19 protein-coding genes are annotated in these 22,756 nt (G+C 45.8%); 8 read left to right on the top strand and 11 right to left on the bottom strand.

Annotation, left to right across the window (positions count from 1 at the left end):
• Nucleotides 1-26: 26 nt before the first annotated feature.
• The 9 genes from JT717_RS14675 to JT717_RS14635 all read right to left on the bottom strand — a co-directional run bounded on the left by JT717_RS14675 (nucleotide 27) and on the right by JT717_RS14635 (nucleotide 8,835).
• A complete protein-coding gene (locus JT717_RS14675) occupies nucleotides 27-965 on the bottom strand; it encodes a hypothetical protein (RefSeq protein WP_205511233.1) in 939 nt (312 codons plus the stop codon).
• 2 nt (nucleotides 966-967) lie between these two features.
• Nucleotides 968-1,495 carry a GNAT family N-acetyltransferase gene (locus JT717_RS14670; protein ID WP_205511232.1) on the bottom strand — a complete coding sequence of 176 codons (528 nt, stop codon included), beginning with the start codon at nucleotides 1,493-1,495 and terminating at the stop codon, nucleotides 968-970.
• A 147-nt stretch (nucleotides 1,496-1,642) separates the two neighbouring features.
• Nucleotides 1,643-1,948, bottom strand: coding sequence for an RNA-binding regulator (gene rbp / locus JT717_RS14665; RefSeq protein ID WP_205511231.1), 306 nt, complete (start codon nucleotides 1,946-1,948; stop codon nucleotides 1,643-1,645).
• A 199-nt stretch (nucleotides 1,949-2,147) separates the two neighbouring features.
• The gene (locus tag JT717_RS14660) at nucleotides 2,148-3,227 is read right to left on the bottom strand and encodes a 3-oxoacyl-ACP synthase III family protein (protein WP_205511230.1); all 1,080 of its coding nucleotides are present in this window, start codon (nucleotides 3,225-3,227) and stop codon (nucleotides 2,148-2,150) included.
• Nucleotides 3,228-3,251: 24 nt separating this feature from the next.
• A complete protein-coding gene (locus JT717_RS14655) occupies nucleotides 3,252-3,503 on the bottom strand; it encodes a short-chain dehydrogenase (protein WP_205511229.1) in 252 nt (83 codons plus the stop codon).
• A gap of 24 nt (nucleotides 3,504-3,527) precedes the next feature.
• Nucleotides 3,528-4,781, bottom strand: coding sequence for a DEAD/DEAH box helicase (locus JT717_RS14650; RefSeq protein ID WP_205511228.1), 1,254 nt, complete (start codon nucleotides 4,779-4,781; stop codon nucleotides 3,528-3,530).
• Nucleotides 4,782-5,038: 257 nt separating this feature from the next.
• Nucleotides 5,039-5,290, bottom strand: a complete 252-nt coding sequence (locus JT717_RS14645) for an RNA recognition motif domain-containing protein (RefSeq protein ID WP_205511227.1) — start codon at nucleotides 5,288-5,290, stop codon at nucleotides 5,039-5,041.
• A 25-nt stretch (nucleotides 5,291-5,315) separates the two neighbouring features.
• The gene (locus tag JT717_RS14640) at nucleotides 5,316-5,603 is read right to left on the bottom strand and encodes a hypothetical protein (protein ID WP_205511226.1); all 288 of its coding nucleotides are present in this window, start codon (nucleotides 5,601-5,603) and stop codon (nucleotides 5,316-5,318) included.
• A gap of 211 nt (nucleotides 5,604-5,814) precedes the next feature.
• Complete coding sequence (locus tag JT717_RS14635; protein ID WP_205511225.1) at nucleotides 5,815-8,835, bottom strand: ATP-binding protein; 3,021 nt, start codon at nucleotides 8,833-8,835, stop codon at nucleotides 5,815-5,817.
• Nucleotides 8,836-9,184: 349 nt separating this feature from the next.
• Between JT717_RS14635 and JT717_RS14630 the strand changes: the two genes are divergently transcribed.
• The 3 genes from JT717_RS14630 to JT717_RS14620 all read left to right on the top strand — a co-directional run bounded on the left by JT717_RS14630 (nucleotide 9,185) and on the right by JT717_RS14620 (nucleotide 12,910).
• A complete protein-coding gene (locus JT717_RS14630) occupies nucleotides 9,185-10,387 on the top strand; it encodes an NAD(P)/FAD-dependent oxidoreductase (protein WP_205511224.1) in 1,203 nt (400 codons plus the stop codon).
• 101 nt (nucleotides 10,388-10,488) lie between these two features.
• The gene (locus tag JT717_RS14625) at nucleotides 10,489-12,036 is read left to right on the top strand and encodes an FAD-dependent oxidoreductase (RefSeq protein ID WP_205511223.1); all 1,548 of its coding nucleotides are present in this window, start codon (nucleotides 10,489-10,491) and stop codon (nucleotides 12,034-12,036) included.
• A gap of 10 nt (nucleotides 12,037-12,046) precedes the next feature.
• Nucleotides 12,047-12,910: a glucose 1-dehydrogenase gene (locus JT717_RS14620; RefSeq protein ID WP_205511222.1), complete on the top strand. Its 864-nt coding sequence runs from the start codon at nucleotides 12,047-12,049 to the stop codon at nucleotides 12,908-12,910.
• A 22-nt stretch (nucleotides 12,911-12,932) separates the two neighbouring features.
• Here the strand turns inward: JT717_RS14620 and JT717_RS14615 are convergent, their stop codons facing one another.
• A complete protein-coding gene (locus JT717_RS14615) occupies nucleotides 12,933-13,754 on the bottom strand; it encodes a mechanosensitive ion channel family protein (protein ID WP_205511221.1) in 822 nt (273 codons plus the stop codon).
• Nucleotides 13,755-13,942: 188 nt separating this feature from the next.
• Between JT717_RS14615 and JT717_RS14610 the strand changes: the two genes are divergently transcribed.
• Nucleotides 13,943-16,018 (top strand): S9 family peptidase, encoded by a 2,076-nt coding sequence (locus JT717_RS14610; RefSeq protein WP_205511220.1) that lies wholly within the window; start codon nucleotides 13,943-13,945, stop codon nucleotides 16,016-16,018.
• A gap of 889 nt (nucleotides 16,019-16,907) precedes the next feature.
• The gene (locus tag JT717_RS14605) at nucleotides 16,908-17,330 is read left to right on the top strand and encodes a hypothetical protein (protein ID WP_081155902.1); all 423 of its coding nucleotides are present in this window, start codon (nucleotides 16,908-16,910) and stop codon (nucleotides 17,328-17,330) included.
• A gap of 309 nt (nucleotides 17,331-17,639) precedes the next feature.
• Here JT717_RS14605 and JT717_RS14600 read toward each other — a convergent pair whose 3' ends face one another.
• Nucleotides 17,640-18,380 (bottom strand): SDR family NAD(P)-dependent oxidoreductase, encoded by a 741-nt coding sequence (locus JT717_RS14600; RefSeq protein WP_240348091.1) that lies wholly within the window; start codon nucleotides 18,378-18,380, stop codon nucleotides 17,640-17,642.
• A gap of 91 nt (nucleotides 18,381-18,471) precedes the next feature.
• Here JT717_RS14600 and JT717_RS14595 point away from each other — a divergent pair, with 91 nt between their 5' ends.
• The 3 genes from JT717_RS14595 to JT717_RS14585 all read left to right on the top strand — a co-directional run bounded on the left by JT717_RS14595 (nucleotide 18,472) and on the right by JT717_RS14585 (nucleotide 21,983).
• The gene (locus JT717_RS14595; RefSeq protein WP_205511218.1) at nucleotides 18,472-18,819 is read left to right on the top strand and encodes a winged helix-turn-helix transcriptional regulator; all 348 of its coding nucleotides are present in this window, start codon (nucleotides 18,472-18,474) and stop codon (nucleotides 18,817-18,819) included.
• Between the two features lie 229 nt (nucleotides 18,820-19,048).
• The gene (locus tag JT717_RS14590; protein ID WP_205511217.1) at nucleotides 19,049-19,375 is read left to right on the top strand and encodes a hypothetical protein; all 327 of its coding nucleotides are present in this window, start codon (nucleotides 19,049-19,051) and stop codon (nucleotides 19,373-19,375) included.
• Between the two features lie 163 nt (nucleotides 19,376-19,538).
• The gene (locus tag JT717_RS14585; protein WP_205511216.1) at nucleotides 19,539-21,983 is read left to right on the top strand and encodes a TonB-dependent receptor; all 2,445 of its coding nucleotides are present in this window, start codon (nucleotides 19,539-19,541) and stop codon (nucleotides 21,981-21,983) included.
• Nucleotides 21,984-22,756 lie beyond the last annotated feature (773 nt).

The following is a 22,756-nucleotide window of genomic DNA, read 5'->3' as shown; positions in this document are numbered from 1 at the left end:
GCTTTTATTTAAATTTGCATAACGTATTACAGCAGGCCCTCTTCCAGCTTATTCAGCAATTCAAGTCCGAACCCTGAAATAAAGAACCGTTCTTTTCTATTGTTCAGCAATTGCTGCGTCCAGTTAACAAGCCCCCCGTCAGCGATCTCGAAATGGCGTTGCTGCACAAAAATATCTGCTTTGAACTGCAGTCCCTGGTAATAGTTATTAGAACCAGCGCTTTCATCACGGGTAATTTCCACGCCGGGTAAACGTTCCTGCAGATATTTCATAACAGTAGGGATAAAAGCCTCCCCGTAACCCGCTCTTTGCTGTAACCGGAACTTTACCGCACCCGTTTTAAAAACGGTGGTCAATACATCCACTAAAGCCGCGAAATGCTCGCCAATGGCTTTCTTTTCAAAAGTATAATTACCGGTATCAATACCTGAGGAAACCATACAGCCGATGGTAAAATGGGGGGAGAACCCTTTGATCTGAAATGGCTGTGAACGTACATGTCTTTGTACTGTACAATATTTAATATGTGTATCCCCGGTTTGCTTTTTTTGTTTTTTCTGGCTGCTGATATGTAATGCCAGGGCATTGGTAGCATCTGACAACACTTCACAGTTGCGCAAAGCCGAAACAACTTTATCCTGGTCAACGGTAGCCACCACTGAGCAGGTACCTAACTGACTAAGCGGTGATACCTGCAAAGCTTTGAAGTCATGGCGCTTCAGGCATTGCAGGGTTTGCAGCGATCTTTCCAGCAGGTGCAGGTAATCTGTTTCTCCAGGTTGCACAAACCGGTTCTTATCATATTGCTTCAACAGCTCCGGTGCGCTTACCTGCTGTGCCCTGCGGGCAAATACTTCCAGCAGGAGGGAATTAAGATCAGCGCCCGATAATTTATCGGCGAGTATCTCTATCAATTCGCTGTTGCCCGTGCGTTGGGCTATTATTTTTCCAATTTTTCCCGTCATTGCTATTTCAATTTGGCCATCAGGTAATCGTCGAGCAACTGATTGTTCTTGATAGATCCTTTCTTCCGTATTCCTTCAATGACAAATCCATTTTTCAACAGGGCTTTACGCGAAGCATGGTTATGCTCGAATACATGTGCGAAGATCCTGACGATGTTCAATTGATCAAATGCATACCGGCAAACGAGGCCGATCGCTTCTGTACTTATTCCCCTTCCCCGGAAATCGCTTCCCAGCCAGTAACCGATCTCTGCGGAATGGCGGTAAATATCTTCCTGTTGGGTAAGGCTGATAACGCCAGCCAGCGCACTGCCTTCAAAGATAGCCCAACAATATAAATGGGGATCACCCTCGGCGAATTGGATAAATCCTTTTGCATGGGCAAGTGTATAGGGCGAAGGAAAACTATCCCTTACAAAGTTGCTGATCGATGGATCGCTGGCAACAGCAGCCAGTGCTTCGGCATCAGCTGGTGTTAAGGGCCGCAGCCTGATACCATGCTGTCCTGTGATCTCAATAAGTTTTACCATATGCAAGTTTAACTAATACCCTGCATAGTTCAGGAGGGAATCGTACAAATGACACCTGGTAAAACATAAAAAAACCCCGGCACTCTTGCCAGGGCTTACTTCAATGAGCTATTTCGATTGAATTATTTCAGGAAACAAGCGTATTGATTACCATCTTGATTTGAAGCCACCGCCACCGCGGTTGCCACCACCGAAGGAATTGCCACGGTCAGTTTTAGGTCTTGCCACTGAAACAGAAATGCTTCTGCCTTCAATTTCTTTTCCTTCCAGCCCTTGAATGGCTTTCTTTCCTTCATCTTCTGCAGACATTTCCACAAATCCAAAACCACGGGATCTGCCAGTTTCTCTGTCTGTGATTACTTTGGCTGAGGTAACATTACCATAAGCCGAAAATAAATTTCTCAGGTCTTCGTCACTAACGTGAAAACCTAAATTGGAAACGTACAAATTCATTACTCTAAAATTAAAATGTGATAAATGAACTGAGCACTCACAAAAAGTAGAAAAAGCGAAAGTTTACGGAGGAAAAAAAGCAAAAGATCGTTTAAAGTACTTTATGCTGTAAAACTCAATTGTCGTTAATAAAGATAGCCCATTAAATGCATATCGCCAATTAATTCTTTAAGGGCCTTCTAATGTTATTGTTAATATTTCAGGAAGCACAACGGTAACAAACAGCATTGATGTTCATACCCGCACCAACAGATGCAAATAATATAACATCTCCGGGTTCAAGCTGCTGGTCTTTGACCATTCCTTTGCACACCAGGTCATACAATGTTGGAATGGTGGCCACAGAACTGTTTCCCAGCCAATGAATACTCATGGGCATTATATGTTCAGGCGCCTTTTGAATGCCATACAGATTGTAAAAAGCTGTTACAATGGCTTCATCCATTTTTTCATTGGCCTGATGTATAAAGATCTTCTTCAACTCAGTAATAGCGATGCCGCTTTTGTCGAGGCATCCTTTCATAGCTTCCGGAACATGACGTACCGCATACTCATATACTTTACGCCCCTTCATTTTGATATAACGTGTATCGTCATTCAAACCGGGCTGGTATGATCCGCCAAAGTTTATATATGAAACTTCGCTCACGCAATCTGACCGGGTGCTGGTACCCAGTATTCCTGCTGCCTGATCTCCGGTTTCTTTGTATTCAAGAATGCAGGCGCCTGCACCATCGGAAAAGATCATACTATCGCGATCATAGTCGTCCAATACCCTGGACAGTGTTTCTGCACCGATGACCAGGCAGGTCTTTGCACTACCGGCTCTGAAATACACATCGGCCTGTATCATCCCCTGCACCCAACCGGGGCAACCAAACAATATATCATATGGTACACAAGCGGGGTTCCGTATACCTAATAAATGTTTTACCCGGGAGGCAACAGAAGGTACGGTATCTGACTGAACGGTACCCTTCACCACGTCGCCATAATTATGGGCAACGATGATCTGGTCAATGGTTTCTGCATCAATTCCACTGTCTTCAATGGCCAGTTTCGCAGCGATCGCTGCTATATCAGAAGTATTGAGCTCATCAGGCGCGTAACGGCGCTCCCCTATGCCAGTGATCAACTCAAACTTCTTCACAACTTCTTCGCCCGGAACATTGAGTGGCAGGTTGTTCACCCCATGAAAATTCCTTGTAATAAAGTCGGCATTAACTTTAACGACCGGTGGAATATAAGATCCTGACCCGGTAATAATTGAACGTAACATAAAAAACAGGATGTAAAATACTTATTAGGGTGCAGATAATTTGGTCATTTCAGATCCGCTGAACATTCTCGCCAGATTCATATCTCTTGATTTGCGATAACTTTCAATATTTACCTCACCTACGATCCGCCAGAAATTTTTTGCTTTTAACTCACCGTAATCAGGTGTTGAAATAAATATTCCAACAATCGGTTTTCTTCCCTTAAAACTGACCTTTACAGGCGCTTTGTCAAGGTAATTCTGTTGCAGGAATTTTTCGATCTGAACGTTTGTCATAATTAAACTTTTACAATTTAATGCTTATTGAACAGCTTTGTTAAAGCTGGGCCTTTTTTTGTTAACCTGGGCAAAACGATTAGCTTGTGTTCTGCTTACATTATTTTTTCTGGCTGGCTGCCGTATATCGTTCCGGCCGGCCGAATCGCGGAAGGGATGTTCCTCTTCAACGGGTATAGCCGTGGAAATGAGTTTTTGTATATCGCGTAAATAAGCTCTTTCTTCGCGGTCGCAAAAAGACAGCGCAATGCCTTTTGCCCCTGCCCGCCCCGTTCGGCCGATCCGGTGAACATATGTTTCGGGAACGTTTGGTAATTCAAAATTAATAACATGTGACAATTCATCAATATCTATGCCCCGGGCTGCGATATCTGTTGCCACCAGCACTTTTATCTGCTTCGATCTGAACTGATGCAAAGCTTTTTGCCTTGCCTGCTGTGATTTGTTCCCATGAATGGCTTCCGCCCGTACACCAGAGCGGTTCAGATCCCGGGCAACCCGGTCAGCACCATGTTTGGTTCGGGTAAATACCAGGGCCATCGGGATCTGTGTATGGGTCATCATATGTAACAATAAAGCAGACTTATCCTTTTTGTCAACAAAACAGATCTTTTGTTTTATCGTTTCGGCAGTGGTTGCAACCGGTGTTACTTCTACAGTGACCGGCTCTTTCAATAAAGAATTGGCCAGCTTTCGGATGGCCGGCGCCATGGTAGCGGAAAAGAAAAGCGTTTGCCGTTGTTTTGGGGTCTTTGCGATGATCTTTTGCACATCATGCACAAAACCCATATCCAGCATGCGGTCTGCTTCATCCAGCACCAAAAGCTTTATGTTGCTGATGTTTACGATCCTCTGTTCAATAAGATCAAGTAAACGGCCGGGCGTTGCCACTAAAATATCTACCCCTTTTCTCAGCGCATGTACCTGCGCCGCCTGGGATACGCCCCCAAAGATCACCACCTGGTTCAAACCGGTATTTTTTCCATAGGCTTCAAAACTTTCCTGTATTTGAATGGCCAGCTCCCGGGTTGGCGTTAATACCAATGCTTTGATGGACGGGGCGCTTTTTATTGTTTGTTTTTGTTGATACAATAATTGAAGAACCGGTATTGCAAAGGCTGCGGTTTTACCTGTGCCTGTTTGGGCACAACCAAAAAGATCCTTTTGCTGAAGAATTATGGGAATGGATTGCTCCTGTACCGGAGTGGGTTGGGTGTAACCCTGATTGTTAAGCGCTTTTAATATAGGCTCAATAATTTTTAACTTTTCGAATGACAATGTTTGAAATTTAAATAAATAATAATAGTGGTAAGTTGCCATGATGGCCTACCAGGCTTAGAATCTTACCTTCACAAATGTTGAAAAGCAGAAATCAAGATAGGTGCAGGAGGAAATAAGTTGGTCGAAGATACAACTTTAAACTGTATAAGCGGAAAAAACCTTCAATAATCAGGTTAACTTGCTCATTTAGTAGAAGTTAAAAACGGGAGATTGTATCGTTCCTTATAGATCCGGACTGTTTTTTAATGGCGGCATTACCATTTTGGTGGTAATCGCAACTCGCTTACCGAGATCTTTTTCCCATCCATCATCGTTTGATCGAGTGCTGCTATCGCCTGCCTGGCATCTTTTTCAACAGGCATATCAATAATGCCGTTCCCTTTGGAACGCCCATTCAATTTATCGCGCACAACTTCTGCGGAATCAACAATACCATAGGAGGAAAACAATCTTCGCAGATCAGCATCGCTGGTATTACGGCTTAAATTGTACACCTGTATATTCATGGAAATAGTTTTACTGATATTTAATTCAATAGTTGCTGTAATACAGATACACGCCACGCAGCCAGTTGTATACAGATAGCTCACTTTTATTTTGCTCAGGCAATTGCGTTGAGATGAGTTCCTCTATTTTCCGCCCATCACCTAATGTCAAGCGCCCCAGTGACTTACCGAAAGAATTAATAATGAACAGAACCTGGTTGCCATTGAACCGGTCAAACACACGCCGGTCTGGTTCAGTAGCATATAATGAATGGCTTGCATTATTATTCCAACTGTAATGATCACTTAATAGATGTTCTTTTAAAAATGTCATATCCTTTATTTTAAAGAACTGTTAAAAGTTAGAAGAAGAGAAGGAGTGATCATAGATGTACATATATGGGTACGCCTTCAGCTGCTACTCTTTTAAAGGTAAGCCTTTTTTGGGTAGAATGGTGAATAAATCTGCAACAGCTCTTGCCAGAAACGCCTCCGCTTGCAAATCTGCCAGCTGTTCCTTAACTGTCAGCGGCCTCAACGGTTGCTTATTCAGGCAGATAAATATGAATGGTGGCGCCTTCATTTTCCCTGCCTTCAGCCAGAATGATCCCGTTGTGGTTCTCTACCACTTTTTTGGCAATGGCCAGGCCGATACCCGTGCCCTCATACTCCTTCCTGCCGTGTAAACGCTGGAAGAGTCCGAATATCTGCTCATTGAATTGCGGATCGAACCCGGTGCCCTTATCGGCAAATGCAATATGCCAGTATTTTATTTCTTTATTGGCCGTCGGATAATCGATCTGGCTGCCCTCGATGAGGTTGCTGGTGATAGTGATATGCGGCCGTTGACCGGGCTTTGCAAACTTGATGGAATTGGCAAGCAGGTTGGTGAACAATTGTTTGAACTGGAACGGGATGATCTGTAATTCCGGCAACGGTTCGCATTCTATGATGGTATCTGTAGCCATAATTTTTTCATAGAGCTCCTGTTTAACATCCATTATAAGATCATTGAGGCTTGTCTTCTCTAATTGCTTCTGCGACGTATTCGTACGCGAATACGTAAGCAAATCATTGATCAACAGCTGCATCCGGTTGGCGGCATTGTCCATCCGCAAAAAGAAGTTCTTTCCCTCTTCACTTAAAGAGTTGATTTCTTTTTCGAGAATGCGCTTGCTGAACATCTGGATCTTGCGCAATGGTTCCTGCAGGTCATGGCTGCTGACATAGGCGAATGAGGTCAGTTCTTCGTTCATTTTAATGAGCTCCCGGTTCATATCCTCCAGCTTCCTCGAGTATCTCCTTTGTTCCGCCATATCAACCAGGGCCTCCCTCCTGATCTCCTGCGTTTTTATCTGCGATGTAATTCTTGCAATAAGTTCGTTGGAAGAAAAAGGTTTGGTAAGGTAATCGTCGGCCCCCGTTTCCCAGCCGGCGATCCTCGATTCTTCACCTGCACGGGCAGTAAGCAAAATCACCGGGATATGCGCCGTGCCTTTGTTAGCCTTCACCGCTTTTACCAGCTCTATACCATCCATTACCGGCATCATCACGTCACTTATGATCAAAGTTGGCTTTCGTTCCTGTATCTTTTGCAGGGCGTCCTGGCCGTTAGTAGCAGTTATTACATGAAAGCGATGTACCAGTATCGAATGCAGGTGTTCACGCATGTCGGCATTATCATCCACCACCAGCACCACGGGTTCATTATCATCCTCAAACGTAAGCGATGTTGCCTTATTGTTGTCTTTCACCAGTAAAGTGCCGGCTTCTTCAACGTACATGCCCGATGTCACCCTTTCTTCTTCCAGCTGCACAGTGATTTGCTGTTCCGGCAGGTGCTCTTTACCCATCGGTATTTTTACCGTAAACGTACTCCCCTTGCCAGGCTGGCTTTCAACGCTAATATCACCTTTATGGAACAGCACCAGTTCTTTTACCAGCGACAAACCAATACCGGTGCCTTCGAAGGTTCTGCCCATAACGTTCTGCACCCGGTGAAACCGTTCAAATATGTGCGGCAGCTCTGCTTCCGGAATGCCAACGCCCGTGTCTTTTACCTTCAACACGGCAAATTTGTCTTCTGCGCAAAGCTCTACTGTTATGCTTCCCGCCAACGTATATTTAAAGGCATTCGACAATAAATTAAATACGATCTTCTCCCACATTTGCCGGTCCAGATACACAGGCTGTACGACCCGGTCGGTCTTGATGATCAGTTGCAGTCCCGCCTTTTCCATCACCGACCTGAAATTCGCCGCGAGGTTCCTGGTATAGGAAGCAATATCAGTAAGCACATAACTGGCCTGTTGCCGGCCTGATTCAATGCGGCTGAAATCGAGCAGCGTATTCACCAGCTTCAATAAACGCAGCGCATTGCGGTGTGCCGTTTCAACGTTTTGATGTTCCGAAGCGGACAGATTATTTTTCGGCTGATGAAGCATTTCTTCCAGCGGGCTCAATATAAGCGTGAGCGGCGTTCTAAATTCATGGCTTATATTATTGAAGAAGACAGTTTTGGCTTTATCGATCTGCTCCAGTGCTTCGGCCCTTTTCCGCTCTTCTTCCAGGGCCTGCATTTTGTTGATCTCCAGGGAAACCCGGGCGCCGATCATTTCGCAGAGCTGCTGAAAATTATTGTCAAACTGCCGGCAGGGATTCAGCGCGGCAACAATAATAGCATAGGGATGTTTGCTGCCGACTGCACTAATGGGTATATATGCAAATTGCGAAGGAGGTATTTTCCAGAATCCTTTTGGAAGCTCGTCCCGCATGCCATTCACATCTGCAACAAGCACTTTATTCGTTTCATAGGCCTTACAAAAGTCACTGGTTAGCGCCGATGGAGTTGCAGTATCGATCTCCCGGGGTAATAAATGTTGATCTTGTTCTATACCTGTAAATGCAACCGCCTGTGCAGACCCCCCTTCCTTATTTAGTTTATACACGATGGCAAACGGAAAATCCTTGTTATTCCTGCCCAGGATCTCAGCTACATTGCGGTAAATAAGATCCGGCGATTTTTCATCGAAAGCCACTGCACCGAGGTCGCGCAGCATTTGCAGAGCGCGCTCGTTGATAATACGCTCTGTATTTTCTGTACATACGCAAAATATTCCTTTCACAGCCCCATCATCGCCGGGCGCCGGACTGTAGCTGAACGACACATACACTTCCTCCTGGAAGCCCTTTCGTTCCATTATAAAAAGGAACGAATCGTCGTAGGTACCTTCATTCCGTTTTACACTTTCAATACGCGATACCAGCAGGTCCCATATCTCTGGCCATACATCCTCAGCCTTGGCGCCTAAGCCGGCCGGATGCTTTTTACCCATGATCCGCGCATAACTGTCGTTATAAATATTTATAAGGGAAGGGCCCCACCACACAAACATGGGTTGGGCTGAAGTAAGTATAATACGTACACAGGTTTTTAAGCTTTGTTCCCAGGTTTCAGGATCGCCTAAAGGGGTGCTCGCCCAGTCAAAATTGCGAACACGCTCACCCATTTCGCCACCGCCCGACAAAAAATCCAACTGATGGGTAACTGACACATGATTATCCATGATGGTACATCCAATTATAATAAGAAAAAGTTATGTATGTCGACTCGCCTCAAATTGAGCAAGAACTTGCCCACTCCAGGCCCTAACCTGAATGCCAAATGCGGCTTGCTTGAGCCCTTATTATGGCCACCCAAATGCCGCTTTCCCACACTGTTTGCAGAATTATTGGTTCGATCTTTTTTTTATCGAGAACGGATCCTTTTATTCATACAAGTTTATCATATTCACCCGTTTCAAATGATATGCCACCGGCCACTGGCATGTTCTTTTCACTGCCTGCTGTGACTGCTATCAGTCTTGTAGCTTGTAACATACATCATGCGCCTTTCACCCAAAATTGTTACTACAGATGGATCTGAGATCAGATTTTCCCTTTTGGTTGCTCGATAAAGGCATTATTCACTCCTACCCTTCCCTGCAGCAGCATATAAATACTGATATTGTTATAATGGGTGCAGGCATCAGCGGCGCCTTGGCAGCCTGGCATCTTTGCCATGCCGGCTTTAAGACCGTTGTTGTAGACAAACGTCACGTTGGTATGGGCAGTACGGCTGCCAGCACCGCCTTACTGCAATATGAGATCGACACTCCGTTAACAGATCTGATCAGGTTGCGTGGCGAACGCGATGCCGTTAGAAGTTACCTGCTTTGCCTGAAAGCCATAGCCGACCTGGAAGCCATCTGCAGCCGATGGCCTGAAGTGGCTTTCAGCAAAAGACCCAGTCTGCAATATGCCTCCTACAAAAAAGATGTATCCCTTCTCAAAAAAGAATTTCAGCTCCGCAAACAAATTGGCATTGCCTTGCAATGGCTCGACAAAAACGCCATTAAAAACTGGTTTGGCTTTGAAAAAGAAGCGGCCCTGCTTTCCCGTGATGCCGCAGAAGTAAAGGCATATAGCCTCACCCACGCCCTATTACACCAATGCAAACAACTGGGACTGGAAGTCTACGATCATACCGCCATCACGCATGTCGCGGAAAACAAACGCGGCGTTGAATTGATCACCAATACCGGAAAAAAGATCAAAGCCCGTAAACTGGTTATTGCCTGCGGTTATGAATCGGCACGCTATATTTCGCAAAAAGTGCAAACCCTGCATTCCACCTACGCCATTATCAGCGAGCCCTATTCCACCGATCATCACTGGCACCAAAATGCATTGATCTGGGAAACCAACCGGCCTTATTTATACCTGCGCACCACAGAAGATAACCGCATTCTCATAGGCGGCAAAGACGATGATTTTTCCGATCCCCGGCGCCGCGACAAAGCCCTTCATGCAAAAGCCCGGTCACTGGAGCAAGCCTTTCACAAACTGTTTCCCGCTATACCATTCAGAACGGATTTTAAATGGGCCGGCGTTTTTGCTTCTACCAAAGATGGATTGCCTTATATTGGTAACCTGCCCGGCAAACCACATACTTATTTTGCCCTTGGCCTCGGTGGCAATGGCATCACCTTCAGCATTATCGCTGCCCAGATCATTACGCAGCTCGCACTGGGGAAATCCAACGACGATGCGCGCTTATTTGGTTTTAACCGGCCCTGAATTCCTGCTGGGGAATTTTTTCCCTGTATAGCTTCCTTTTTCTACATCATACATGTTCTTCCTGCAGGATGAAATTTGCAGGTATTTTGATAAAACATGTTATGATAGCAAGGGACGGCGCCAACATAAGTCTTTGGCAACAAACGGCTACCACATATATTCCTACTCGACCCGTTATAACAGGGAAAAGGTACGATGTTGTAATTGCCGGCGGCGGTATTACCGGCATCAGCACGGCTTTGATGCTGCAGCAGGCCGGCTTACAGTGCCTCCTGATCGAAGCCCATTCTTTATGTTATGGTACTACCGGCGGCACCACCGCCCACCTTAATACGCTGCTCGATACACCTTACAACACCATTGCCAACGATTTTGGTAAAGATAACGCCAATCTCGTAGCGCAGGCTACACGCGGCGCCATAAACGACATTAAAGCCAACATTGCCCGGTATCAGATCGATTGTGGTTTTGAAGAAGCCAGCGCCTATCTGTATTCACAAAACGACAAACAAAGCGAAGAGTTGGAAGCCATCAGAAAAGCAACCCTCGAAGCCGGCGTGCCAGCCGCCTACGTTACTGCCATTCCGCTGCCCATTCCATTTAACAAGGCCATTGAAGTAAAACAGCAGGCTAAATTTCACCCGCTACGATATGTACTGGCCCTGGCCAAAGCGTTTGAAGAAGCGGGTGGATCGATCCTGGAACAGTGCCGCGTACACGATACAGAGAATACCGATCCGGTGATCATTAAAACCGATGCCGGCGATATTCAGGCCGGATGGCTGATCTATGCTACGCATATCCCACCCGGTATAAACCTGTTACACCTGCGTTGCGCCCCCTACCGGTCTTATGCCATGGCCGTTCGCCTCACCGACAAAAGCTACCCGGCCGATCTCAGCTACGATATGTACGATCCATATCATTATTACAGAACACAAATGATAGATGGCGAGCCTTACCTGATCGTAGGCGGTGAAGACCACAAAACTGCCCATACCGATAATACAAATGCTTCATTTAATACACTGGAAAGCCACATTAGGTCCCATTTCAATGTGCAGGAGATCGCGTACAGATGGTCGTCACAATATTTTGAACCGGCAGATGGGCTTCCCTATATCGGTCACCTGCCCGGTAACCCCGGCAAAATACTGGTGGCAACCGGTTTTGGCGGCAATGGCATGACCTATAGCACCGTGGCCGCCCGCATACTCAGCGACATCGTTTTAAACAAGGAAAATCCAGGCATCAAGCTGTTCGATCCCAACCGCATAAAACCCGTAGCAGGTTTTACCAGTTTTGTAAAAGAGAACGTGGATGTGGCCAAACAATTGATCACCGGATTTTTTGCCAGGGAAAAAATAGATGCCATTGCCGAGATCGCACCGGGCGAAGGAAAGATCGTTCAACTGGAAGGACACACCGTTGCCTTGTATAAAGATGAAAGTGGTCAGCTCTATGCGATCAACCCGCGGTGCACCCATATGAAATGTACCGTAGCATGGAATATTACGGAAAAGACCTGGGATTGCCCCTGCCATGGCGCAAGGTACGATGCCAGCGGAAAAGTGCTGACAGGGCCGGCCGACAAAGACCTGGAAAAGATCAACCTGGAAACCGGAACCGTTTCACCAGCAAACCATTAAACGTATTACGATGCAACCGAACCATACAGCCAACAATGCAACAGCAGAAAAGGAATCGGCAATAACCACTGAAAAACAAATGGAGCATCAACCGGTGGTTGATGATGTACATTATGTAGCCAGTGGAAAACTCAAAGGCAAAATAGCCCTTATCACCGGTGGCGGCAGCGGCATCGGTAAAGCAGTAGCTATTCTGTTTGCGAAAGAAGGGGCCAAAGTTGCCATCAATTATTATAAAGGTGAAGAAGACGCGCAGAATACAAAAGCCATTATTGAAAAATATGGCGGTGAAGCCCTGCTGATCCAGGGTGATATCAGCCAGGAAGATTTTTGCCGGCAACTGGTTGAAACTACCGTTAAAGAGTATGGCCGTATCGATATCCTTGTGAACAATGCAGGCACCCAGCACCATACCGAAAGTATTGAAGACATTAAAACAGAAAACCTCATTCGCACTTTCCAGGTGAATGTATTTGCCATGATCTGGATCACTAAAGCGGCGGTGCCGCATATGCCAAAAGGCAGCGCAATCATCAATACCACTTCTGTAACGGCCTACATGGGTCATCGCGATCTGCTCGATTATTCCGCCACCAAAGGTGCAATTGTCGCATTTACACGCAGCCTTTCTTCCAGCCTGGTAGAAAAAGAGATCAGGGTGAACGGTGTTGCGCCCGGGCCCATCTGGACCCCGCTCGCCATGAGCAGCTTCGATGCAGAAAGCAATAAACATCATGGAGAAGATACGCCCTTACAAAGGGCCGGTGAACCGGTTGAAGTAGCCCCCAGTTATCTCTTTCTGGCTTCGAAGGATGCTTCTTATATGACCGGACAGGTATTGCACCCCAACGGTGGATCCATCATCAATGGATAAATATGTATGCACAGGCCACCGTTCATGGGGTAGAGTTGGCAGGCTGAGAACTTTGCCCTTGCGTAACGGCTGAATGCACCTGCCGTAATATTTTATCGCGGGTATTTATAAAGCCCATTTCAATCGTATTGTCAATCCAGCAATGTACCTCCATTTTCACGGTGTCGCCGTTGTAATCGGTGAATAGTATCTCTATTCTGTCATCCTTCACTTCCCTGATACCAGTGAGCGCGTTCCGGATTTGCTGTTCTGTCTGGGCCAGGTTCGATCTGCCAGGCAGGTTTAACACCACATCGATGCGTCTTTTACCACTCAGCGAATAATTAGTGATCGGCTTCTGGAAAATATCTTTGTTCGGCAGCATAATATGCAGGCCCTGGAAGGTGCGGATGGTAGTAGAGCGCAATTGTATTTCCTCAACGATCCCGGTAAAGCCATTGGTATCGATGATATTGCCCACATCGAAGGGTTTTCTGAAAATGATAAACACGCCGGAAATAAAATTGGCTGTCAGGTCCTGGAAAGCAAAACCCAGGGCCAGTCCGATAATACCTGCGCCGGCCAACAGCGAGGCGATGGTTTTATCAAGATGCAACAATTGCAGGCTGATGAATAGTCCAACAAAAAGCACCACGATAAAAAAGATGCTGGCAAACAACCCGCTGATAGACGGCTGCCGCGATACCCTGAGCAGGATATTGTACAAGGTCCTGCGCAGGAGCCGGGCCAGGAAAAAGAAAGCGATAAAGATCAGGATCGCCAGTACCAGGTTAGGCAACATTTTTATAAACATCACCAGCCACGATTCCAGCTTTTCCCTTAATAAAACAAACCATTTTTCCATAACGGATATCTTTTTTGATCCCTGTAAGCTATAATCCGTATAAATCAGTGCCACCGGTCATTGTAAGCCATCGATTACAGCATGGCGTCGTATTGGGGAAAATAGGCCCCGCCAAATACCATTCCACTTATCACTTTATAACCGGGGCCGCCTGCGCTTTTTTGTACATTTAAAAAAACCATCAACATATGACACGCCTTCTCCTCTTGCTTTTTATCTTTTTACCAACTACCATTCTGGCGCAAAAAGGCGCTTCTGTTTCTTTCGAAAAATGGTTAAGCCTGAAAAGGATCGGTGAACCTGTGATCTCACCCGATGGCAGAACCATCGTTTATTCGGTCAATACAACCGACTGGGCCGATAATGCCTATGATGCAGAACTGTGGATGAGCCGCGATGGAGAAGCACCGGTGCAGCTTACCCGTACCGTCAAAGGAAGCAGCTATGCTGCCCGTTTTACACCCGATAGCAGATTCGTGAGCTTTTTGGCCGACCGGGGCGATAAGACGCAGCTGTATATTATTGCTGTAGCCGGGGGCGAAGCCCTGCAGGTGACCAAAGAAGAGGAAGGGATCTTAAGTTATGGCTGGAACAATACCGGAACACAGATCGCCCTGCTGAAAACAGAACCCGACAACAAACAGGAAAAGACGCTTAAGGACCGGTATGGCGCTTTTGGCGTGGAGGGAGAAGAATACAAACACCGGCATCTGTGGCTGCTCGATTTCAGTTATGACTCTGTGGTAATGGCCGGTCATCTTCCCTGTTACGACACTAAAAAAGATACGGCGAAGAAAGATACGGCGGCATTGAAAAGATCAGATTGCATGGTCCTGCCGGTAGCTAAAAGGCTTACCGGTGGCCATTTCACGGTGGGCAATTATGCCTGGAGCCCCGATGGAAAACAGATCCTCTTTACCAAACAGCGTGATCCGCTCATCCTGTCGGGCATTACATCCGATATAGCGCTGCTTACCATCGCCACCAAAAAAGTGGATACCCTGGTGCGCAACCCTACCGGCGATTTTATCGGCCGCTGGAGTCCCGACGGAAAGGCATTCGTGTATCAAAGCCCGGTGAATGACAGTATTTCAGACTATTATAAGAACAATCGCTTGTTCGTCTATGATATGGAAACGAAAAGCAGCCGGGAAATTGCCACTGATCTCGACGAATACCGGTCAATTGTAGATTGGAACAAACACGGCTTATTTCTCAGCGCGCTCGAAAAAACCAAACAGAAACTGTTCACCGTAGATACCAAGACAGGTAAAACGAAGGTGGTTGATCTCCCCTATGATCTTTCCATGGCGATCTCTTTCAGCAGGAACACCGATAAAATTGCACTGCTCGCCCGGAATTATAATGAAATGACCGATTGTTATACGGGCATATTCAGGCAACCGCTGAAAAAGATCACCAATTTCACGGAACAGCTTGCTGGCTGGAAGACACCCGTGAGTGAGGTCATTCAATGGAAAAGCAGGGACGGTATAACTATCGAAGGCGTCCTATCGAAACCGGCCAGTTATGACCCGAAAAAGAAATACCCGCTGTTGGTATTGATCCATGGCGGTCCAACCGGAACCGATATTCCGGATCCTACGGCGGCATATGTATATCCACTCATTCAATGGGTAGAGAAAGGCGCGTTGGTGCTGCGGGTGAATTACCGGGGCAGTGCCGGCTACGGAGAAAAGTTCCGTTCCCTGAACGTGCGTAACCTCGGCGTGGGTGATATGTGGGATGTAGTGAGCGGCGTAGAATACTTAAACAGCAAAGGTTTGATCGATACGGCGCGGATGGGCGCCATGGGCTGGAGCCAGGGAGGATATATCTCGGCTTTCTTAACCACCAACACCCATATTTTCAAAGCCATCTCGGTAGGCGCGGGCATTTCAAACTGGGTGACATACTATGTAAACACTGACATAACGCCATTTACGCGCGAATATTTGCAGAACACTCCCTGGAACGATATGGAGATCTATCTTAAAACATCGCCGATGACAAACATTAACCAGGCAACTACGCCTACGCTCATCCAACATGGCGAATTCGACAAGCGTGTACCCATTCCGAATGCCTATGAATTATATCGCGGTTTGCAGGATCGCAAAGTGCCCTCGCGACTCATCGTTTACAAAGGGTTCGGACATAGCATCAGTAAACCCAAAGAAAGATTAGCAGCCGTTTGGCACAACTGGCTATGGTTTAACAAATATGTTTTCGGCGAGAAAGAGGAAAGTATTCCTGTTGAGTAGACTAACTGTTAGCACCAATACACCAGAAAGGCATTGCCCCTTTTTCATTTACCGCGGGGTGATGCCTTTCTGCTTTTGGCAAAAAAATTTTAATGTGGATTTATGCATTAGTTTACCAGAAAAAATGATTAAATTAGGTTAGAAAGACATAATAAGAAATATCACCTTCGGCAATTGTTTTGTTAAGGCCAGTTTGATACATGCAGTGAAGAGTACAGGCATGTATTAACACTTCTTTCACTGCGTGCGACGCAGCGTTTTTTGCCCAACGCTTAACAGCAAATCATCGTAAGGTAAAAGAAGTGTAGGCAACGACAAAACGGTTTAACAAGAGAACAGAACGAAATGAATTAAGGCAATCATAAAAGAACAACAGATCGTATTGAAGCATGTGAGGATAATTTGCCCGGCATAATTTTTGATCTTTTATCATAGGAAGTATGCACATTACGAGTGTGTTTGCAAAGTGGGGGAAGATAATTCAACAACTTCACACAGGCACCAGATCGATTGACGAATTAACGAAACACATCAGGGTCATTATCTCCATTTTGAGAACATCCAGATCAAAGCATAGTTTGTTTCAGCATACCTTTTTGCATGCACCAGTCCAATATTACACAAGCAGCAAATTGCAGGTAAACGCTGTCTAGTTTAGTAGAATCATTGAATCATATTATCCTCTTTTTAGCTCCACCCTATTTGAGCCGATAATATGCACTAGAACCTTTATAACACCGCTAACAGATCCGAAGAAAGACGAATTGTACAATGCTGTATCCTATTTACTGTTTTTAGATCGGAACTATAAGTTATTAAGCCAGAATTATACGCACGTATAAGATGACCTCTTTTAGTATTGTTTTTAGTAACTAAAAATTTAAGAGATATGAAAAAAGAACACACCTCCCTTTTCAGCAATCTCTTTGGTGCAAAGGGCAAGCCCACAGAGTCAGAAAAATCTACACCGGTAGTTATTACTTCTTATTCTCAGCCGCATGTACTGCAACAAAGAATGAAAGAAGAAAAACTGTCACATGGTGAAACAGTGACAGCTAACATTTCTCCGGTTAGATTAGAAAGCAATTTCGGGAAAATGGTACTTTATTTCTGCCCGATGCAATCAATTGAAATCGTTGAAAAGGTTAACGCCGGTGATGGAGGCAGTCTGCCGGCCGAAGCAATCGTTGATGGTTTAACAGTTCCAGGAAACTGTAAGCCCGGCTTGTACACATTAAAGAATGTAACATTGTCCTCTAACGGAACAATGCAGGTGATAGCCACCGAAAATACCATGTGGGAAAGCGTTTAACAGCGTTACTGGTATTAAAAAGTGTGTCCAATGGAGTAAATATTTTTTGATGTGAAGCCCTACAGGGAGCAGGATTCAGGTACATTTTCGTCTTTGTAATCCCTCTTCTCAACGTTTCATTATTATCATTATTATCTCTGCCTCATCAATTATGTCGAAATACAAAACCCTCACAGTAATACCGTGAGGGTTTTTTGATGCTTATCATCCTGCAGTTTGCACAGTTATTGCCAAATTCGCCTGGTGATAACAGTAATAATCCCACCATACCAGTGAGCAGAGAATACCTTCTGTAATACCAGCATCTCATTAGATATTAAATCCGCCGTCAATAGTCAATGCAGCCCCGGTCATAAAATAGCTTTCGGCACTGGCCAGGTAAGCAACCAGTTCGGCTATGTCTTCCGGTTTGCCATATTGTTGAACGGCCATGGCGCTGGTGAGCATACTGGCATGCGCACTGGTCGCCGGGTTCATGTCGGTATCGATAGGACCCGGTTGTACCAGGTTCACTGTAATGCCCTTTTCACCAAGATCACGGGCCAGTCCTTTCGTTAAACCAATTAAAGCTGATTTACTCATGGCATACAGGCTTCCGGTCGGGAAGGTCACCCGCTCTGCCATATTACTGCCAATGGTGATAATGCGGCCACCGGACTGCATGTATTGAGCAGCTTTTTGCGCAGCGACAAAAACGGCGCGCACATTCACTGCCACGCTGGTCTCAAAATCGGCGAGCGTTAGATCAGCCAATGGTTTGGCAATATATACACCGGCATTATTAACCAGGATGTCGATGCGGCCAAACGTTGAAACGGCTTTTTCTATCGCGCCGCTGATAGCATCTGGTGAAGCACTGTCAACCTGAAGGGCCAATCCCTTACTTCCGGTCTTTGTGATTTCATCGGTTACCTGTTTTGCCTGACTGGCAGATTGCACATACGTGATCACCACATCGGCGCCTGCAGCCGCCATACGTTTAGCTATACCCGCTCCGATGCCCCGGCTTCCACCGGTAATGAATACGACCTTGTTTGTTAAACTCTTCATGTTATCATTTTTATTGCTTGCAAAACTATTGGCTGCATAGTACATTTGCCGGTACATAAAATGTTGTTAGGTACTATCAAAAATGTAAGTAATGCGAAAGGAGAATTCAACCAATACCCTTAATAAACAGCAAATGGAGAAGGATTGCGGTATGTCCTATACGCTTTCCACCATCGGCGGCAGATGGAAACCGGCCATCCTCTGGCGCCTGACCCATGGCAAAATGCGGTACAGCGCCCTGCGCGACTCCATACCGCAGGTAACAGAACGCATGCTGGTATTGCAGTTGCGGGAGCTCGAAAAAGACGGACTCATTAAACGGCTCGTGTACGCTGAAGTACCTCCCCGCGTAGAATATGAACTCACCGAAAAAGGCAATTCCCTCAAGGCCGTGCTGAACAGCCTGAGCGATTGGGGAGCGAAAAACAGGATTAGCTGATTTGCTGATTAGCTGATTTGCTGATGTGCTAATGTGCTAATAAATACAGGTGATAACCTGGTTTGGTGAACATCTTTTGCAGGTCTATAGTTGTAGCAGCTGTGCAGTTGCATTAAAGCCTGAGGCGCGAAGCGCAGACTACCTTCTGCGCATCAGCACATTAGCTGATTAGCATATTAGCACATTATTTTTTGTACTGTTGTTGCAAATTTATCTACTTTTGTGACTGATGACCGGAAAGCGTATTATAACAAAGCTCAGCACCGTCTTACTTATTCTGCTGTTCAGCCAGAAGATGGGCATGAGCCTTCACCTGCACAACTGGCTGCATGCGCCCGGTAAACATAATACACCATCAAAACCCATTTCCAGCCAGGAAATACAGTTTGCCTGCGGTTGTATCAACGATTTCAATCTGCCATTCACAGAAACGACCGTTCCGGCTATCACACCACCGGTTGCAGTGAAGAATCCGCCGCAAGCCGCTCCTGTTTTTTCCATCCCTGCGGTATATAAGTATTTTCATTCGCTTCGCGCTCCCCCCGTGCTGGCCTGAGCTCCGCTGAGTTCCCGCAGTAGCAGCATGTCTCGTATTGGTATAGCCATCAATAATTTGATGTTTGCACCAGTGCCTGTTGCCATCTGTGCTCCGCTCCCTTAACAACCAATCAGTCAATTTAATCCAACCAGGCCATACGGACTGTTTCAATCATTCATTTATGAAATCAGTAAGTGCGATCCTTACATTTATATATTCTCTAATTCATTTTTATAGCTATAGCCAGCAGGAACTTGCTCCCGGTAACCAACCGGTACCTGTTGCTGCGCCGGTGGCCAGCTTGTTGACCGGCAAAATAACCGATGCCAAAACAGGCGAGCCCCTGCCGGGCGCCAGCATTTATGTACATGACCTGAAGAAGGGAACGATCTCAGACGATAAAGGCATGTACCGCATTACCAATCTAAATACCGGTAAATACCTGGTTGAGATCACCTACCGGGGTTACTCTTCTATTATTGAATCAGTACCCGTACAGGGTGAAACACAAAAGGATTTTTCCCTCAAAGAAGCCGTGGTGGAAAATGAGGAAGTTACGGTGACCGGCGTGTCGGCTGCTACCCGCATCAGGCAATCGCCCCAGCCAGTAGATGTGATCAGGAAAGAACAGCTTTTCAATGTGTCATCCACCAATGCCATCGATGCGTTGACCAAAACAGTGCCGGGGGTAAATAATTTGTCCACCGGCCCCGCCATTTCAAAACCCTTTATCCGCGGCCTCGGTTATAACCGGGTGGTCACCATCAACGATGGCATGCGGCAGGAAGGCCAGCAATGGGGAGATGAACATGGTATTGAAATAGACGATTACAGCATTCAACGTATAGAGGTATTAAAGGGCCCTGCTTCCCTGATGTATGGCAGTGATGCATTGGCGGGTGTGATCAATATCATTTCACAAAGGCCGGTTGCCGATGGTCGTATTACCGCCAACATCCTGAGTGAATACCAGAGCAACAATGCGCTGCGCGGTTTTTATGGCGATGTGGCGGGCACAAAGAACGGGTTTAGCTGGAATGTATATGGTTCATACAAAGGCGCTGAGGATTACAAGAATAAATACGATGGCCGCGTATTTAATTCGAAGTTCTATAACCAGAATTTCGGCGGCATGCTCGGCTATAACGGCTCCTGGGGTTATAGCCATTTACTGGTAAGTAATTTTGACCAACGCATTGGTATGGTGGAAGGCGATCGCGACAGTGCTACAGGCGCCTTTCTGAAAGCCCTGCCTGGCGGAGATGAAGGCATTGCAAGCGACGACGATTTTAAGAAAATAAGTCCCCAGATCCCATACCAGCATATCCGTCACTTTAAGATCTTATCCGAGAACAATTTTTCAGTAGGTAAAGGCAGCCTGGATCTGGCTTTAGGGTATCAGCAAAACCAGCGGCAGGAATACGGCAATCCCGATGAAGCAAATACTCCCAAAGCCTGGTTCAATTTGAGAACGGTGAATTATGCATTGCGCTGGCATTTGCCTTCCACCCAATACTGGAAAACAACGATCGGCGTAAACGGTATGTCGCAAACCAATACCAATAAGGCAGAGGAAGCGATTATTCCCGATTACGATCTGTTTGATCTTGGGGGTTTTGTATACACGCATTACAATAAAAATAAATGGTCGCTCAGTGGCGGGCTCCGGTTCGATAGCCGCCACGTGAACGGGGAAGCGATGGATATTGATAACGAGACCAAATTCACCGGCTTCAGCCGTAATTTTTCCAATGTATCAGGAAGTGTGGGGCTGAGTTATGCCGCTAATGAGCTGCTCACATTTAAGCTCAATGTGGCGCGTGGTTTCAGAGCGCCCAATCTCGCAGAGCTGGCCAGCAATGGCGCACATGAAGGCACAAACCGGTACGAGGTCGGTGACAATGACCTGAAGTCTGAGACCAGTTTACAGATAGACGGCGGCTTCGAGCTGAACTCTGAACACGTTTCGCTGGAAACCAGCCTGTTCTACAACCATATCAATCATTTTATCTTTTATGAAAAAGTGCTGAACAGTACCGGTAACGACTCAATCCTCAACGATCCTGAAACCGGTGATGAGTTGACCGTATATCGTTTTGATCAGAAAGATGCGAATTTATATGGTGCAGAACTGGCCATTGACATCCATCCCCACCCGCTTGACTGGTTACACTTCAAAAATGCATTCTCTTATACCCGGGCCCAATTTACTGAAGCGGTAGATGGCACAAAGAATATTCCCAACATTCCCGCTGCCCGGCTCTTCACAGACCTTGCCGTAAGCCTGCTTCCCAAAGGAAAAACGGTACGTAATCTGCGTCTCGATATCGAGAGTGATTATACATTTAAACAAGATCATCCTTTTACCGGTTTTGCTACAGAAACCGCCACACCAGGCTACTGGCTCATCAATGCCGGCATTGGCGGCGATATCGTGCGGCAGGGAAAAACGCTGTTCAGTCTTCGCTTTACAGCAAACAACCTGGGCGATATTGCCTGGCAAAGCCATTTAAGCCGTTTAAAATACACAGCAGTTAATAATGTAACCGGCCGCACCGGTGTGTTCAATATGGGCAGGAACTATGGCATTAAGCTGCATATACCGCTCAACTTCACCTGGAATTAATAAAGATCGTGTTATTTAGTTCTACAAAGCAGGTGTGCCAATCCTTATCAGGCACACCTGCTTTCTTTTTATAACCGATAAGATAATGTAAAGAGATAGTTCATGCGCTTTATCAGGCATTTCAGGGGCTGCATAAGGTATATGAAAACTAAATGAATAGTGTTCAACTTATTGAATATGCGAAACGCCTGTAATGAGAAAAAAGGATGGCATAATGCTTGTGACTAAACGAACCAAATTTATTGATCATATACATTTTTTTCTCGAAACAACGAGATAGGAATGATTTTAGTGAGAAAAGAGGAAATCCACATATACTGTCGAAAAACGATCCGCGACCTTAGATTTTGTAGGCGCTGTGTACCACCCAGGAAGAAAGCAGTTCCACATACATATAGTTTAAGAAATTAGTTCTGTGCTATGCATAGAGCATAGCTGTTTGTTTTAGTTCAGAAATACACTTTGAAAAACCACCCCCAGGGGGTAACAACAGATTGATTCCAATTCCGGAAGAACCCACCAATATCTATGATCACACTGGGTAAAGAGGCATTCGCCAGCTGGCGGACGCCTCTTTTTTATTCCCGCTTATTTTCCTTCATTTGGTATTTTTCGTTTTTATTTTTTTAAAATTGCCGAAATTATTCCGGCATAGTCCCCGGAAGCCTGATAAAAAGTTATAATATTTGTAAGATCAAGGCGTTAAACGCGTGTGCGCAGATATGGAGCCTGAGATCCTGCTTAGCAGCCATTGAAAATATAAAACCATTTAG

This window comes from Longitalea arenae (assembly GCF_016924755.1).
Lineage (GTDB): Bacteria > Bacteroidota > Bacteroidia > Chitinophagales > Chitinophagaceae > Niastella > Niastella arenae.
This window is presented reverse-complemented; position numbering and strand designations above follow the sequence as displayed.

What these genes read in the sequence shown, in the direction of transcription:
- JT717_RS14675 (WP_205511233.1), bottom strand. Translation starts at nt 965, where the DNA reads ATGACGGGAAAAATTGGAAAAATAATAGCCCAACGCACGGGCAACAGC.
- JT717_RS14670 (WP_205511232.1), bottom strand. Translation starts at nt 1,495, where the DNA reads ATGGTAAAACTTATTGAGATCACAGGACAGCATGGTATCAGGCTGCGG.
- rbp (WP_205511231.1), bottom strand. Translation starts at nt 1,948, where the DNA reads ATGAATTTGTACGTTTCCAATTTAGGTTTTCACGTTAGTGACGAAGAC.
- JT717_RS14660 (WP_205511230.1), bottom strand. Translation starts at nt 3,227, where the DNA reads ATGTTACGTTCAATTATTACCGGGTCAGGATCTTATATTCCACCGGTC.
- JT717_RS14655 (WP_205511229.1), bottom strand. Translation starts at nt 3,503, where the DNA reads ATGACAAACGTTCAGATCGAAAAATTCCTGCAACAGAATTACCTTGAC.
- JT717_RS14645 (WP_205511227.1), bottom strand. Translation starts at nt 5,290, where the DNA reads ATGAATATACAGGTGTACAATTTAAGCCGTAATACCAGCGATGCTGAT.
- JT717_RS14640 (WP_205511226.1), bottom strand. Translation starts at nt 5,603, where the DNA reads ATGACATTTTTAAAAGAACATCTATTAAGTGATCATTACAGTTGGAAT.
- JT717_RS14635 (WP_205511225.1), bottom strand. Translation starts at nt 8,835, where the DNA reads ATGGATAATCATGTGTCAGTTACCCATCAGTTGGATTTTTTGTCGGGC.
- JT717_RS14630 (WP_205511224.1), top strand. Translation starts at nt 9,185, where the DNA reads ATGGATCTGAGATCAGATTTTCCCTTTTGGTTGCTCGATAAAGGCATT.
- JT717_RS14625 (WP_205511223.1), top strand. Translation starts at nt 10,489, where the DNA reads ATGATAGCAAGGGACGGCGCCAACATAAGTCTTTGGCAACAAACGGCT.
- JT717_RS14620 (WP_205511222.1), top strand. Translation starts at nt 12,047, where the DNA reads ATGCAACCGAACCATACAGCCAACAATGCAACAGCAGAAAAGGAATCG.
- JT717_RS14615 (WP_205511221.1), bottom strand. Translation starts at nt 13,754, where the DNA reads ATGGAAAAATGGTTTGTTTTATTAAGGGAAAAGCTGGAATCGTGGCTG.
- JT717_RS14610 (WP_205511220.1), top strand. Translation starts at nt 13,943, where the DNA reads ATGACACGCCTTCTCCTCTTGCTTTTTATCTTTTTACCAACTACCATT.
- JT717_RS14605 (WP_081155902.1), top strand. Translation starts at nt 16,908, where the DNA reads ATGAAAAAAGAACACACCTCCCTTTTCAGCAATCTCTTTGGTGCAAAG.
- JT717_RS14600 (WP_240348091.1), bottom strand. Translation starts at nt 18,380, where the DNA reads ATGAAGAGTTTAACAAACAAGGTCGTATTCATTACCGGTGGAAGCCGG.
- JT717_RS14595 (WP_205511218.1), top strand. Translation starts at nt 18,472, where the DNA reads ATGCGAAAGGAGAATTCAACCAATACCCTTAATAAACAGCAAATGGAG.
- JT717_RS14590 (WP_205511217.1), top strand. Translation starts at nt 19,049, where the DNA reads ATGACCGGAAAGCGTATTATAACAAAGCTCAGCACCGTCTTACTTATT.
- JT717_RS14585 (WP_205511216.1), top strand. Translation starts at nt 19,539, where the DNA reads ATGAAATCAGTAAGTGCGATCCTTACATTTATATATTCTCTAATTCAT.